We start from the raw sequence: 14,361 nt of genomic DNA on the forward strand, positions 1-14,361 counted from the left end.
CTGATAGAAACAGAAGCCACTGGAGCACCTCAAAAACACCATCATACACTAAATCAGTAAGTTGGCAGCATCACCCGCCAATGATAGCTATCGGGATGAACTCGGATATCGGGCTGCTGGGGATTTTTGGCGCAACCATCGCAGCAGGATTTATCACCACATTATTAGCGCCGCTTATTGGTCGCTTAATGCCTTTGTTCCCACCGCTGGTTACCGGTGTGGTTATTACCTCTATCGGGCTGAGTATTATTCAGGTGGGCATTGATTGGGCTGCGGGAGGTAAAGGAAATCCGCAATATGGTAATCCCGTTTATTTAGGAATCTCCTTCGCAGTCTTAATTTTCATCTTGCTTATTACTCGCTATGCAAAAGGATTTATGTCCAATGTCGCCGTATTACTGGGGATTGTATTTGGCTTTTTACTTTCGTGGATGATGAATGAAGTCAATTTATCCGGGCTGCATGATGCTTCGTGGTTTGCGATTGTTACGCCGATGTCGTTTGGTATGCCGATTTTCGACCCCGTTTCTATTTTGACCATGACCGCACAGTACTCATCATCGTATTTATTGAGTCGATGGGGATGTTCCTGGCACTGGGTGAAATAGTCGGTCGTAAGCTCTCTTCGCACGACATTATTCGCGGGCTGCGCGTGGATGGCGTAGGAACCATGATCGGCGGAACGTTTAACAGTTTTCCGCATACATCTTTTTCACAAAACGTCGGTCTGGTCAGCGTGACGCGCGTTCATAGCCGCTGGGTGTGTATTTCTTCGGGGATTATTTTAATTCTGTTCGGCATGGTGCCCAAAATGGCGGTGCTGGTGGCTTCCATTCCGCAATTTGTGCTGGGCGGCGCGGGGCTGGTGATGTTCGGCATGGTGCTGGCTACAGGGATTCGGATTCTGTCGCGCTGTAACTACACCACCAACCGTTACAACCTCTATATTGTGGCAATCAGTCTCGGCGTTGGCATGACTCCGACGCTTTCTCACGATTTTTTTTCTAAATTACCGACCGTACTGCAACCGTTGCTGCATAGCGGCATTATGCTCGCAACCCTTAGCGCCGTTGTGCTGAACGTCTTCTTTAATGGCTATCAGCATCATGCTGACCTGGTAAAGGAATCCGTCTCTGATAAAGATCTAAAAGTCAGGACAGTACGTATGTGGCTTCTGATGCGCAAGCTGAAGAAAAATGAGCATGGAGAATAATATGAATCTTTTAATGCGCGCTATATTCAGTCTGTTATTACTCTTAATGATCTCCATTCCTGTCATTTCTGACTGCGTTGCAATGGCTATTGAAAGCCGCTTCAAATATATGATGTTGCTTTTTTAAATGGTCTTTCTCTGTCGGCATCCGCTCAAAACGGGCGGTTGTCGATAAACGCTCACTTGGTTAATCATTTAACACTTCTGTTATCTATAATGACGAGTGATTAGAATTACATGTGAGAAATTATGCAAACGGAACACGTCATTTTACTGAATGCACAGGGAGTCCCTTCGGGTACACTGGAAAAATATGCTGCACACACGGCAAATACCCCCTTACATCTCGCGTTCTCCAGTTGGCTGTTTAATGCCAAAGGGCAATTATTAGTTACCCGCCGCGCACTGAGCAAAAAAGCATGGCCGGGTGTGTGGACAAACTCGGTTTGTGGGCATCCACAATTGGGAGAAAGCAACGAAGACGCGGTGATCCGCCGTTGCCGCTTTGAACTGGGTGTGGAAATAACATCACCAGAACCGGTCTATCCTGACTTTCACTACCGCGTCACCGATCCGAGTGGCATTGTCGAAAATGAAGTGTGCCCGGTATTTGCCGCACGCGTGGTCAGCGAGTTACAGCCCAACAATGATGAAGTGATGGATTATCAATGGTGTGATTTAGCAGATGTATTACGCGGTATTGATGCCACGCCGTGGGCATTCAGCCCGTGGATGGTGATGCAGGCAGCCAATAGCGAAGCCAGAAAACAATTGTCTGCATTTACACAGCTTAAATAAAAAACCCCGACGGTTGCCGGGGTTATGTGCTTACGCGTAATACTTATTTTACCGGACGCATCGCCGGGAACAGAATAACGTCGCGGATAGTATGGCTGTTGGTGAAAAGCATAACCATACGGTCGATACCAATTCCCAGACCTGCTGTCGGCGGCAGACCATGTTCCAGTGCAGTAACGTAATCTTCATCGTAGAACATTGCTTCATCGTCGCCTGCGTCTTTCGCCGCAACCTGATCCAGGAAACGCTGCGCCTGATCTTCTGCATCGTTCAGTTCGCTAAAGCCGTTACCAATCTCACGACCGCCAATAAAGAATTCAAAGCGATCGGTGATTTCCGGGTTGACGTCGTTACGACGCGCCAGCGGAGAAACTTCAGCCGGGTATTCAGTAATGAAGGTCGGCTGAATCAGATTCGCTTCTGCCACTTCGTCAAAGATCTCGGTCACAATACGACCCAGCCCCCAGCTCTTCTCAACGTGAATGCCGAGAGATTCAGCAATCGCTTTCGCAGAGTCAAAGTTATCCAGGTCTGCCATGTCGGTTTCCGGGCGATATTTCTTAATCGCTTCACGCATGGTCAGTTTTTCGAACGGCTTACCGAAGTCCAGTACCACATCACCGTAGGTTACTTCAGTCTTACCGAGAATATCCTGAGCCAGAGTGCGGAACAGCGATTCGGTCAGTTCGATCAGATCTTTGTAATCCGCGTAAGCCATATAGAGTTCCATCATGGTGAACTCTGGGTTATGGCGCACGGAGATACCTTCGTTACGGAAGTTACGGTTGATTTCGAACACGCGTTCAAAACCGCCAACCACCAGACGCTTGAGGTACAGTTCCGGCGCAATACGCAGGTACATGTCGAGATCCAGCGCGTTGTGATGGGTGATAAATGGACGCGCAGCCGCACCGCCCGGGATCACCTGCATCATCGGGGTTTCAACTTCCATAAAGCCGCGATTCACCATGAACTGGCGAATGCCAGAGAGGATCTGTGAACGCACTTTAAAGGTGTTGCGGGAATCATCGTTAGAGATGAGATCCAGATAACGCTGACGATAACGCGCTTCCTGATCTTGCAAGCCGTGGAATTTGTCTGGCAGCGGGCGCAGTGCTTTGGTCAGCAGACGCAGCTCGGTGCAGTGAATAGACAGCTCGCCGGTTTTGGTTTTAAACAGCTTACCTTTTGCGCCGATAATATCGCCAAGATCCCATTTCTTAAATTGATCGTTATAAACGCCTTCCGGCAGATCATCACGAGCTACATACAGCTGAATGCGACCACCGACGTCCTGCAGGGTAACGAAAGAGGCTTTACCCATAATTCGGCGAGTCATCATGCGACCAGCTACAGCAACTTCGATGTTCAACTCTTCCAGCTCTTCGTTCTCTTTACCGTCGAAGTCTGTATGCAGTTGGTCAGAAGTATGGTCGCGACGAAAATCATTCGGAAAGGCAATCCCCTGCTCGCGCAGGTTCGCCAGCTTTTCGCGACGAGTTTTCAGTTCATTGTTAAGATCGGTTACCGCGTCAGTGCCTTGTACGTGTTGTTCAGACATGTTGGTTCCTTATAACCCAGCTTTCAAACTTGCTTCGATAAATTGATCCAGGCTGCCATCCAGCACTGCCTGCGTGTTGCGGGTTTCAACCCCGGTGCGCAGATCTTTAATGCGGGAGTCATCAAGGACATAAGAACGAATCTGGCTGCCCCAGCCGATGTCAGATTTATTGTCTTCCATCGCCTGTTTCTCAGCATTCTTCTTCTGCATCTCCAGTTCATAAAGTTTTGCTTTCATCTGCTTCATGGCCTGGTCTTTGTTCTTGTGCTGGGAACGGTCGTTCTGGCACTGGGTCACAATCCCGGTCGGGATGTGAGTAATACGCACCGCAGATTCGGTACGGTTAACGTGCTGACCGCCCGCACCGGACGCGCGATAGACATCAATGCGCAGATCCGCTGGGTTGATTTCGATATCAATATCGTCATCCACTTCTGGGTAAACAAACGCGGAACTAAACGACGTGTGGCGACGACCGCCGGAGTCAAACGGGCTTTTACGCACCAGACGGTGAACACCGGTTTCTGTGCGCAGCCAACCATAAGCGTAATCGCCGGAGATCTTGATAGTCACGGATTTGATACCCGCTACTTCACCTTCCGACTCTTCGATAATTTCAGTTTTGAAACCGCGCGATTCTGCCCAGCGCAGATACATACGCTCAAGCATACTTGCCCAGTCCTGCGCTTCCGTACCGCCGGAACCAGCCTGGATATCAAGGTAGCAGTCGGCGCTGTCATATTCGCCGGAGAACATGCGGCGGAACTCAAGCTGCGCCAGTTTTTCTTCCAGGGCGTCGAGTTCAGCAACGGCTTCGTTAAAGGTTTCTTCGTCGTCAGCTTCTACAGCCAGTTCCAGCAGACCGGAAACATCTTCCAGCCCTTGTTTCATTTGGTCGAGGGTATCGACAACAGCCTCGAGGGAGGAACGCTCTTTACCCAGCGCCTGTGCGCGTTCGGGTTCGTTCCAGACATCCGGCTGTTCCAGCTCGGCGTTTACTTCTTCCAGACGCTCTTTCTTGGCGTCGTAGTCAAAGATACCCCCTAAGAACGTCGGAGCGTTCCGTGAGGTCCTGAATGCGATTATTTACCGGATTAATTTCAAACATGGTCTGATTTCTTTTATTGAGCTAGTCAAAATGCGGTGATAAGAGCGGGATTGTACCCAATCCACACTCTTTTTTATAGAGAAGACGATGCTAAAGTGGCCAGATATTATCGATGATAATCTGTAGACTGCGGTTGCCGCGAAACTCGTTGATATCCAGCTTGTAGGCCAGTTGTACTTCACGAACGCCGTTATCCGGCCAGAGGGCGGTATCGACATTAAAAGCAATACCATCCAGCAGCGGGCCGCCGCCAACCGGTTCAACCATAACCTTCAGATGGCGCTCTCCCACCAACCGCTGTTGCAGCAGGCGAAAATGACCGTCAAACAGCGGTTCCGGGAACATCTGCCCCCACGGACCGGCATCACGCAGCAGTTGCGCAACTTCCATGGTCATCTCCGCTGCACTTAACGGGCCGTCGGAAACCACTTCACCCTGTAATAATGCCGGATCCAGCCACTCGGTAACCAGTTCGCCAAAGCGTTGCTGAAAGAGTTCGAATTTGTCCTCTTCCAGCGACAATCCTGCCGCCATCGCATGACCGCCAAACTTGAGCATCATGCCAGGGTAGAGCGTGTCTAACCGCTCCAGCGCATCACGCATATGCAATCCCTGGATGGAGCGACCAGAACCTTTCAGCGTACCGTCGCCCGCAGGCGCAAAGGCGATAACCGGACGATGAAAACGCTCTTTGATGCGCGAAGCCAGAATACCAACGACGCCCTGATGCCATTCAGGGTGATACATTGCCAGCCCGCCAGGTAGCGTATCGCGGCTACGCTCCAGTTGCTCGCACAAGGTCAGTGCTTCGACCTGCATTCCCTGTTCAATCTCTTTTCGCGTCTGGTTTAGTGCATCAAGCTCATTAGCCAGAACGCGCGCTTCGCCGATGTTGTCGCAAAGTAACAGTGCCACGCCAACGGACATATCATCCAGTCGTCCGGCGGCATTGAGACGCGGCCCCAGCGCAAAACCTAAATCGCTGGCAGCGAGTTTTTGTGCATCGCGGTTTGCCACTTCCAGCAGGGCTTTAATCCCCGGGCGGCATTTCCCGGCACGAATGCGACTCATCCCCTGCCAGGTCAGAATGCGATTATTGGCGTCCAGCGGCACTACGTCCGCCACCGTACCCAGCGCCACCAGATCCAGCAATTCCGCCAGATTCGGTATTGCGATACCACGCTCATCGAACCACCCCCGATCGCGCAAAAAGGTGCGTAACGCCAGCATCATATAAAACGCTACGCCAACGCCTGCTAGCGATTTCGACGGGAACTCGCAGTCACGCAGATTAGGATTAATAATGGCTTCCGCCGCAGGTAAAGTTTCGCCAGGCAAATGATGATCGGTAACAATAACCGGAATGCCCAACGAGCGAGCATGTTCAACTCCTGCGTGAGAAGAAATACCGTTATCAACCGTTACAATCAACTGCGCACCACGCGCATGAGCTTGATCGACCACTTCAGGACTTAAGCCGTAACCGTCTTCGAAACGGTTCGGTACAAGGTAGTCGATGTTGTCACAGCCGAGAGAACGCATCGCCAGCACGCTAAGAGCTGTGCTGGTGGCACCGTCGGCATCGAAATCCCCGACCACAATAATCCGCGTTCCTTCGCGAAAAGCGTTGTAAAGGATCTCAACGGCCTTTTCGACACCGCTCAGTTGCTGCCAGGGCAGCATACCTTTAACGCTGCGCTCCAGTTCCTGCGCGCTGCGCACGCCCCGACTGGCGTATAAACGCCGCAGCAAGGGGGGCAAGTCAGCGGGCAAGTCTGCCGTTTCGTCGACTTCACGACGACGAAGTTGTATCTGTTGTTTCACGCGAATTATTTACCGCTGGTCATTTTTTGATGTTCGTCGAGGAATTCTTTCATCGCTTTCGGCGGCTGGTAACCCGGAACAAGTGTGCCATTGCTCAGCACAACTGCCGGAGTACCGCTAACGCCAAGCTGTACGCCAAGTGCGTAATGGTCGGCAATATCAATATCGCAACTTGCCGGAGTGGCAGCTTTACCTGCCATCACATCATCAAACGCTTTGTTTTTATCTTTTGCACACCAGATGGCTTTCATTTGTTGTTCAGCCTGGCTCTCCAGCCCCTGGCGCGGGAACGCGAGATAACGCACGGTGATCCCCAGCGCGTTGTAGTCAGCCATCTGCTCATGCATTTTGTGGCAGTAACCGCAGGTAATGTCGGTAAACACGGTGATGACGTGCTTTTCTTGCGGCGCTTTGTAGATAATCATCTCTTTTTCCAGCGCATTCAGTTGCTTTAACAGCATCTGGTTGGTGACGTTGATCGGTGCCGCGCCGCTAACGTCATACATTGGCCCCTGAATGATGTGTTTACCATCATCGGTGATGTACAACACACCGCTGTTAGTCAGAACTGTCTTCATGCCTGCCACGGGTGCTGGCTGAATATCGCTGCTTTTAATGCCCATTTTGGCTAGCGTTTGTTGAATTGCCGTGTCATCAGCCTGAGCAAAGCCAGAAAACGCCGTCAACAAAGTAAACAACATAAAACCTTTCTTCATAAGTCATCCCGTTCTTTTCAGCTATCACGCCCGAGGGTGATGCTGTTGATGAAGTTGCCGCAGACGCTCAGTAGCGACATGCGTATAAATTTGCGTGGTGGAAAGATCGCTGTGGCCCAGTAGCATCTGTACCACGCGTAAATCCGCACCATGATTTAATAAATGAGTGGCAAAAGCGTGACGCAACACATGCGGTGACAGCTTTTCGCTGTCGATCCCCGCCAGCACGGCATAATGTTTAATGCGATGCCAGAAGGTTTGTCTCGTCATCTGCTGCGCACGCTGGCTGGGAAACAGTACATCAATCGACACACCGTTTAGCAACCACGGTCGCCCGTGTTCCAGATAGGTTTCCAGCCAGTAGACTGCCTCTTCACCTAACGGCACCAGGCGTTCTTTATTGCCTTTACCGATTACCCGCACCACGCCCTGACGCAAGCTGATATCGCTCATCGTCAACCCTACAAGTTCAGAGACACGCAATCCGGTAGCATACAGCACTTCGAGCATCGCTTTGTCGCGTAGCTCCAGAGGCTGATCAACCAACGGTGCCTGCAATAACCTTTCGACTTGCGCTTCACTTAAATCTTTCGGTAGACGCTGGGGTAATTTCGGCGAAGCAAGATGCGCACTGGGATCGTCTTCACGAAACTTTTCGCGATAAAGATACTGGAACAATCGGCGCACCGCACTCAGCAAACGAGCGGAACTGGTGGCTTTATACCCGCCTTCCAGCCGTTCTGCCAGTAATGCCTGTAAGTCGCCGCTTTGCGCCGTTGCCAGCGTCAATCCACGATGATGCAACCACTCCACCATCATTGACAGATCGCGACGATATGCGTTCAACGTATTTTCTGCCAGATTTTTCTCCAGCCACAGGGCATCAAGAAACTGCTCGATGCGTGCCAGATCCTGTTTCACTTGCGCCCCTTATCGTTACTCGTTTGATCCATTATGCCTTATTGTGCCGTGACTAAAGCGATTCTGATACACTAGCCGCAAAAGCCACAGCAGAATCGAGAAGCTTACGTTATGAATATGGGTCTTTTTTACGGTTCCAGCACCTGTTACACCGAAATGGCGGCAGAAAAAATCCGCGATATTATCGGCCCAGAACTGGTGACCTTACATAACCTCAAGGACGACTCCCCGAAATTAATGGAGCAGTACGATGTGCTCATTCTGGGTATCCCGACCTGGGATTTTGGCGAAATCCAGGAAGACTGGGAAGCCGTCTGGGATCAGCTCGACGACCTGAATCTCAAAGGTAAAATTGTTGCGCTATATGGATTAGGCGATCAACTGGGATATGGTGAGTGGTTCCTCGATGCACTCGGTATGCTGCATGACAAACTCTCGACCAAAGGCGTGAAGTTCGTCGGCTACTGGCCAACGGAAGGATATGAGTTTACCAGCCCGAAACCGGTGATTGCTGACGGACAACTGTTCGTGGGTCTGGCGCTGGACGAAACTAACCAGTATGACCTTAGCGACGAGCGTATTCAGAGCTGGTGTGAGCAAATCCTCAACGAAATGGCAGAGCATTACGCCTGAGATTACTGACGGCATAGCGCACTCGCTTTGCCGTCGCCATTATCTTTGCGTCTCCTGCTGTAACAAAATCCGCCGCAAATCCCGCCATTCGGCTTCATCCATGCTGTCTGCTGCCAGCCACAGATGCTGACGTTTGCCGCTATCAGAACGTAGACGCAACATCATGCCGCTTTTAATCATCCACGGCGCTTTGACGATGCTCCACTCCTGCCCCTGCCAGCGCAAACGCCCATCCATCAGCAGACGAATCTCTCCCTGGCGAGCATTAATGCGCCGCTGGCTGCGGACGCAATCAAACACCACCAGCGAAAGCAACACCAGCCATAACGGGGTGTAACTAAGCGGCCAGGGCATGAGCAAAATAACAGCGGCAACCAGCCCATGAATCAGCAAGGAAAGCCACTGCGCGCGCCAGGAGACGCGCAGTTCAGATTGCCACAGGACCACGTTCCCGGTTCCGTGTCTGGATGAGTCGGACCATCATTTCCAGTTCTGCATCGGCCGGTTTACCGTGATTCATCAGCCAGTTGAACAGATCGGGATCGTCACATTCCAGCAGACGAATAAAGATGCGTTTTTCGTCATCGCTTAAGCTGTCGTACTCATGTTCGAAAAACGGCATGATCGAAATATCAAGTTCGCGCATACCACGGCGGCATGCCCAATGAATGCGGGCTTTGTTGTTAATGTCCATCTTCTTCCTGTCTCACGAAAATCCAGTACCTGGCTATTGTAACGTGTTTTTCGACTTCTTTTGCGGGAATATCGGTAAACACAATCACGATCGCGAAATTAATCCACAACAATTCAAAGGCTTCATTTTTTTGGAAGTCACCTCGCAAAGCCTGGCTGAAGGCACAGATCGCGTAGTGAAAGCACTTGCAATGCCCCATAGCTCTTTTACCATTAGTCATTAATTACGCCGTTTGTAAAACAGGACTCCATTATGGCTTTTACACCTTTTCCTCCCCGTCAGCCTACGGCTTCTGCCCGTTTACCGTTGACACTGATGACGCTTGATGACTGGGCGCTTGCCACCATTACTGGCACGGACAGCGAAAAATATATACAAGGTCAGGTGACAGCAGATGTCAGCCAGATGACAGAAGATCAGCACCTGCTCGCCGCACATTGCGATGCTAAAGGTAAAATGTGGAGCAATTTGCGTCTGTTTCGCGATGGCGATGGCTTTGCGTGGATTGAACGGCGCAGCGTGCGTGAATCGCAACTGACTGAACTGAAAAAATATGCGGTATTTTCTAAAGTGACCATCGCGCCAGACGACGAGCGTGTGCTTCTCGGTGTTGCCGGTTTTCAGGCTCGCGCCGCGCTGGCAAATCTCTTTAGCGAACTGCCTTCGAAGGAAAAACAGGCGGTCAGAGAAGGTGTGACGACACTGCTTTGGTTTGAACACCCAGCAGAACGTTTTCTGATCGTGACCGATGAAACTACCGCCAGTGTGCTGACCGACAAGCTTCGCGGCGAAGCGGAACTGAATAATAGCCAACAGTGGCTGGCATTAAACATTGAAGCGGGTTTCCCGGTGATTGATGCGCCTAACAGCGGGCAGTTTATCCCCCAAGCGACCAACCTCCAGGCGCTGGGCGGCATCAGCTTTAAGAAAGGCTGCTATACCGGGCAAGAGATGGTAGCGCGAGCAAAATTCCGTGGTGCCAACAAACGCGCGCTCTGGTTGCTGGCAGGTAGCGCCAGCCGGCTGCCGGAAGCAGGTGAAGACTTAGAGCTGAAAATGGGCGAAAACTGGCGTCGTACCGGAACCGTGCTGGCGGCGGTCAAACTGGAAGATGGGCAGGTCGTAGTGCAGGTCGTCATGAATAACGACATGGAACCGGACAGCGTTTTCCGCGTTCGTGACGATGCGAATACATTGCATATCGAGCCGCTGCCGTATTCGCTGGAAGAGTAAATTTCTGTATCGCTTCGGGCATCTATTGCCTGATGCGACGCTGACGCGCCTTATCAGGCCTGGGAATTGGTGCCTTTATCACAACAGGGACGTAGCCCGTAGGCCGGATAAGGCGTTCACGCCGCATCCGGCGGTTGCGCTCTGATGCCTGATGCGACGCTGGTGTGTCTTTTCATTCCTACAAAGGCATACCAATTACGCCTGCCCAATATACAAATAGATCGCCAGAAAATGGCACACGCTGCCGCCGAGCACAAAGCCGTGCCAGATGGCGTGGTTGTAGGGAATGCGTTTGCAGACGTAGAAAACCACGCCAAGCGAGTAAACCACGCCACCGACCGCCAGTAAGGTAACGCTGCCTGCCGCCAGCTTAACTGCCATTTCATAAATCACCACCAGCGACAGCCAGCCCATCGCCAGATAGGTCACCAGAGATAAGATTTTAAATCGGTGCGCGATGGTCAGTTTGAACAGAATCCCCAGCAATGCCAGGCTCCAGATAACAATCATCAGCCCGCGCGCTAACGGAGAATCCAGCCCCACCAGCAAAAACGGCGTGTAGGTTCCGGCAATCAACAGATAAATGGCGCAGTGGTCAAATTTCTTCAGCCACATTTTTGCCCGTTGATGAGGAATGGCATGATAAAGCGTCGAAGCGAGGAACAGCAGGATCATACTGCCGCCATAGAGGCTGTAACTGGTTATCGCCGTGGCGCTGGCATTGAGATCCACCGCCTGAACCAGTAGCAATACCAACCCGACGATACCAAACACCAGTCCAATACCGTGACTGACGCTGTTGGCAATTTCCTCTGCCAGCGAATATCCCTGCTTAATGAGAGGCTTCTGAACCATAACTTACTCCGGAGAAACGTACACGCACGTGTATACATCTCCAGCGTAACTGAGAATAGTTCCAGTGAACACCTGTTAGCTAAAATAAATTCTGATTTGAGATTAATCTCCGAAAAATCATGAAATTAAATGCAAAATTTCAACTAACAGGCGTGAGTTCAATTTAAAGACATTTAAATTCAATCACATAAAACTGTGTCTGATCGGGATAGATGTCGGCAATGACCTTTTTCAATTCAGCCAGGGTCATATTTTCCTGTTGTGCGTGTTTTTCTGTGAGAGTATCCAGCGTCACCGTTGAGGTTGCAGTGACTTCAATGGTGCAAAAATAGCCGTCATCTTCAAAGCGCCCGACACGAAGCACATCGCCAGCTTTAAAGTGCGATTCAGACTCGTCACGGATTGTGATGGTTTTACGCCCAGCCAGAATGTCATCCTGGAATCGTTGAAAAAAAGTGATGTCGTTTGGCTGCATGGTACTATTTCCTGTAAGAATTGACTCATCTGGAGCCTATGATAGTGAAAAAACTCACCTTACCGAAAGATTTCTTATGGGGCGGCGCAGTTGCCGCTCATCAGGTCGAAGGCGGCTGGAACAAAGGCGGCAAAGGGCCGAGTATTTGTGACGTACTGACAGGTGGCGCACACGGCGTGCCGCGCGAAATCACCAAAGAAGTCTTGCCGGGCAAATACTATCCGAACCATGAAGCGGTAGATTTTTACGGTCACTACAAGGAAGACATCAAGCTCTTCGCTGAAATGGGCTTCAAATGTTTTCGTACTTCCATCGCCTGGACGCGCATTTTCCCCAAAGGCGATGAAGCTCAGCCAAACGAAGAAGGGCTGAAGTTTTACGACGATATGTTCGATGAACTGCTGAAATACAATATCGAACCGGTGATCACCCTCTCCCACTTTGAAATGCCGCTACATCTGGTGCAGCAATACGGTAGCTGGACCAACCGTAAAGTGGTTGATTTCTTTGTCCGTTTCGCGGAAGTGGTATTTGAACGCTATAAGCACAAAGTCAAATACTGGATGACCTTCAACGAAATTAACAACCAGCGTAACTGGCGTGCGCCGCTGTTCGGTTACTGCTGCTCCGGCGTGGTGTATACCGAGCATGAAAACCCGGAAGAGACGATGTATCAGGTGCTGCATCACCAGTTTGTCGCCAGCGCCCTGGCAGTGAAAGCTGCGCGTCGCATTAACCCGGAGATGAAAGTCGGCTGTATGCTGGCGATGGTGCCGCTCTATCCTTATTCCTGTAACCCGGACGATGTAATGTTTGCCCAGGAGTCGATGCGCGAACGTTACGTCTTTACCGATGTCCAGCTACGCGGCTACTACCCTTCTTATGTATTGAACGAGTGGGAACGTCGCGGATTTAACATCAAAATGGAAGACGGCGATCTCGATATACTGCGCGAAGGCACCTGCGATTATCTTGGCTTCAGCTATTACATGACCAACGCGGTGAAGGCCGAAGGCGGCACCGGCGATGCAATTTCTGGTTTCGAAGGCAGCGTACCGAACCCGTATGTTAAAGCGTCTGACTGGGGCTGGCAGATTGATCCGGTAGGTCTGCGTTACGCGCTTTGCGAATTGTATGAGCGTTACCAGAAGCCGCTGTTTATTGTCGAAAACGGTTTTGGCGCTTACGACAAAGTGGAAGAAGATGGCAGCATCAACGACGACTACCGCATTGACTACCTGCGCGCCCATATTGACGAGATGAAAAAAGCGGTGACTTACGATGGTGTGGATCTGATGGGCTACACGCCGTGGGGCTGCATCGACTGTGTATCGTTCACCACCGGGCAGTACAGCAAACGCTACGGTTTTATCTATGTGAATAAACATGACGACGGTACTGGTGATATGTCGCGTTCACGTAAGAAGAGCTTTAACTGGTACAAAGAAGTGATTGCCAGCAACGGCGAGAAACTTTAAGTAGATGAAGTACCGGATGCAATGCTTGTTGCGTTGCATCCGGTCAGACAACTTTCCTGCTTTATTTCCCACCAGCCAAATCGATAAAACTTCCCGTGACATAAGAGGCTTTATCGCTTAACAGCCAGACAATGGCCTGCGCGACCTCTTCCGCCTGTCCGCCGCGCTGCATGGGGATGTTCGACTTAACGCGATCGACGCGTCCAGGTTCACCACCGCTGGCATGCATTTCGGTATAAATAAACCCAGGCCGCACGCCGTTAACGCGAATGCCCTGCGCGGCGACTTCCAGCGATAATCCGGTGGTTAACGTATCAATCGCCCCTTTCGATGCCGCATAATCAACGTATTCTCCGGGTGATCCCAGCCTGGCTGCTACCGAAGAAACATTGACGATAGCGCCGCCACTGCCGCCGTTTTTCAGCGCCATGCGTTTTACCGCCTCGCGGCAGCAGAGAAAATAACCCGTCACGTTGGTGGAAAGTACTCGGTTGATTCGCTCTGCGGTGAGATTTTCCACTGTGCATTGGGTAAACAAAATTCCTGCGTTATTAACCAGCACGGCTAACGGTTCATCACGCTGATCGATTGCTGTGAACATTGCGATGACCTGATTTTCGTCGCTGATATCCGCCTGGAGCACGAATGCCTTACCACCGGCTTTAGTTATTAAGCTCACCACCTCCTGCGCCGCATGGAGGTTTTGTTGATAATTAACCGCCACCGTATACCCTTCTTTTGCCAGCAGCAGCGCAGTTGCCCGCCCGATGCCGCGACTGCCACCGGTCACAAGTGCTATAGCCATTTTTTTCCTCATAAATTAAGGCTGATAACAAAGTCAAAAGAGCGCAC

General features: G+C 51.0%; 17 protein-coding genes and 1 pseudogene. 6 read left to right on the forward strand and 12 right to left on the reverse strand.

Going from position 1 to position 14,361, the window contains the following annotated elements; genetic code table 11:
* Positions 1 to 1,213, forward strand: a pseudogene (gene uacT / locus FC814_RS16970) (urate/proton symporter UacT); the annotation flags it as partial.
* A 1-nt stretch (position 1,214) separates the two neighbouring features.
* Complete coding sequence (gene yqfG / locus FC814_RS16975; RefSeq protein ID WP_016159664.1) at positions 1,215 to 1,340, forward strand: protein YqfG; 126 nt, start codon at positions 1,215 to 1,217, stop codon at positions 1,338 to 1,340.
* On the opposite strand, the gene FC814_RS16980 is transcribed toward yqfG, so the two are convergent.
* On the reverse strand, positions 1,337 to 1,408 hold the full coding sequence (locus FC814_RS16980) for a hypothetical protein (protein WP_123056740.1): 72 nt from the start codon (positions 1,406 to 1,408) through the stop codon (positions 1,337 to 1,339). The genes yqfG and FC814_RS16980 overlap by 4 nt on opposite strands.
* A 54-nt stretch (positions 1,409 to 1,462) precedes the next feature.
* Here FC814_RS16980 and idi point away from each other — a divergent pair, with 54 nt between their 5' ends.
* Entirely contained in the window at positions 1,463 to 2,011 is a 549-nt protein-coding gene (gene idi / locus FC814_RS16985; protein WP_137326216.1) for an isopentenyl-diphosphate Delta-isomerase, read from the forward strand.
* 43 nt (positions 2,012 to 2,054) lie between these two features.
* On the opposite strand, the gene lysS is transcribed toward idi, so the two are convergent.
* The 5 genes from lysS to xerD all read right to left on the reverse strand — a co-directional run bounded on the left by lysS (position 2,055) and on the right by xerD (position 8,141).
* Positions 2,055 to 3,572, reverse strand: a complete 1,518-nt coding sequence (gene lysS / locus FC814_RS16990; protein ID WP_000003093.1) for a lysine--tRNA ligase — start codon at positions 3,570 to 3,572, stop codon at positions 2,055 to 2,057.
* Between the two features lie 9 nt (positions 3,573 to 3,581).
* Positions 3,582 to 4,680 (reverse strand): peptide chain release factor 2 gene (prfB, locus tag FC814_RS16995; protein ID WP_001701073.1). Its coding sequence is split into 2 segments (ribosomal slippage): positions 3,582 to 4,604 and positions 4,606 to 4,680, totalling 1,098 coding nucleotides; the frame shifts between segments, so codons are not numbered across the junction.
* 90 nt (positions 4,681 to 4,770) lie between these two features.
* Entirely contained in the window at positions 4,771 to 6,504 is a 1,734-nt protein-coding gene (gene recJ / locus FC814_RS17000) for a single-stranded-DNA-specific exonuclease RecJ (RefSeq protein WP_137326217.1), read from the reverse strand.
* A 5-nt stretch (positions 6,505 to 6,509) separates the two neighbouring features.
* Positions 6,510 to 7,220 carry a bifunctional protein-disulfide isomerase/oxidoreductase DsbC gene (dsbC, locus tag FC814_RS17005; RefSeq protein ID WP_000715233.1) on the reverse strand — a complete coding sequence of 237 codons (711 nt, stop codon included), beginning with the start codon at positions 7,218 to 7,220 and terminating at the stop codon, positions 6,510 to 6,512.
* Between the two features lie 24 nt (positions 7,221 to 7,244).
* Positions 7,245 to 8,141 carry a site-specific tyrosine recombinase XerD gene (gene xerD / locus FC814_RS17010; protein ID WP_000806649.1) on the reverse strand — a complete coding sequence of 299 codons (897 nt, stop codon included), beginning with the start codon at positions 8,139 to 8,141 and terminating at the stop codon, positions 7,245 to 7,247.
* Between the two features lie 111 nt (positions 8,142 to 8,252).
* Here xerD and fldB point away from each other — a divergent pair, with 111 nt between their 5' ends.
* Positions 8,253 to 8,774, forward strand: a complete 522-nt coding sequence (gene fldB / locus FC814_RS17015; protein WP_001055878.1) for a flavodoxin FldB — start codon at positions 8,253 to 8,255, stop codon at positions 8,772 to 8,774.
* A gap of 39 nt (positions 8,775 to 8,813) precedes the next feature.
* Here fldB and FC814_RS17020 read toward each other — a convergent pair whose 3' ends face one another.
* From FC814_RS17020 to FC814_RS17030, 3 genes are read right to left on the reverse strand one after another with little or no spacing between them, the layout of a single operon-like run.
* Positions 8,814 to 9,221: a protein YgfX gene (locus FC814_RS17020; RefSeq protein ID WP_000244788.1), complete on the reverse strand. Its 408-nt coding sequence runs from the start codon at positions 9,219 to 9,221 to the stop codon at positions 8,814 to 8,816.
* On the reverse strand, positions 9,202 to 9,468 hold the full coding sequence (sdhE, locus tag FC814_RS17025; RefSeq protein ID WP_000354046.1) for an FAD assembly factor SdhE: 267 nt from the start codon (positions 9,466 to 9,468) through the stop codon (positions 9,202 to 9,204). The genes FC814_RS17020 and sdhE overlap by 20 nt, the downstream gene beginning before the upstream one ends.
* Positions 9,458 to 9,688, reverse strand: a complete 231-nt coding sequence (locus FC814_RS17030) for a hypothetical protein (protein WP_000181265.1) — start codon at positions 9,686 to 9,688, stop codon at positions 9,458 to 9,460. Before FC814_RS17030 ends, sdhE begins: the two co-directional genes overlap by 11 nt.
* 32 nt (positions 9,689 to 9,720) lie before the next feature.
* Between FC814_RS17030 and ygfZ the strand changes: the two genes are divergently transcribed.
* Positions 9,721 to 10,701, forward strand: coding sequence for a tRNA-modifying protein YgfZ (ygfZ, locus tag FC814_RS17035; protein WP_000886101.1), 981 nt, complete (start codon positions 9,721 to 9,723; stop codon positions 10,699 to 10,701).
* A 195-nt stretch (positions 10,702 to 10,896) separates the two neighbouring features.
* On the opposite strand, the gene FC814_RS17040 is transcribed toward ygfZ, so the two are convergent.
* The gene (locus tag FC814_RS17040) at positions 10,897 to 11,556 is read right to left on the reverse strand and encodes a hemolysin III family protein (RefSeq protein ID WP_000250277.1); all 660 of its coding nucleotides are present in this window, start codon (positions 11,554 to 11,556) and stop codon (positions 10,897 to 10,899) included.
* Between the two features lie 163 nt (positions 11,557 to 11,719).
* Positions 11,720 to 12,031: a N(4)-acetylcytidine aminohydrolase gene (gene yqfB, locus FC814_RS17045; RefSeq protein WP_001182940.1), complete on the reverse strand. Its 312-nt coding sequence runs from the start codon at positions 12,029 to 12,031 to the stop codon at positions 11,720 to 11,722.
* 44 nt (positions 12,032 to 12,075) lie between these two features.
* Between yqfB and bglA the strand changes: the two genes are divergently transcribed.
* Positions 12,076 to 13,509 (forward strand): 6-phospho-beta-glucosidase BglA, encoded by a 1,434-nt coding sequence (gene bglA, locus FC814_RS17050; RefSeq protein WP_065227584.1) that lies wholly within the window; start codon positions 12,076 to 12,078, stop codon positions 13,507 to 13,509.
* A 61-nt stretch (positions 13,510 to 13,570) separates the two neighbouring features.
* Here the strand turns inward: bglA and FC814_RS17055 are convergent, their stop codons facing one another.
* On the reverse strand, positions 13,571 to 14,314 hold the full coding sequence (locus FC814_RS17055) for an SDR family oxidoreductase (protein WP_137326218.1): 744 nt from the start codon (positions 14,312 to 14,314) through the stop codon (positions 13,571 to 13,573).
* Positions 14,315 to 14,361 lie beyond the last annotated feature (47 nt).

Origin of the sequence: Escherichia sp. MR, assembly GCF_005280595.1 — a bacterium.
In the GTDB taxonomy this organism is placed as follows: Bacteria; Pseudomonadota; Gammaproteobacteria; order Enterobacterales; family Enterobacteriaceae; genus Escherichia; species Escherichia ruysiae.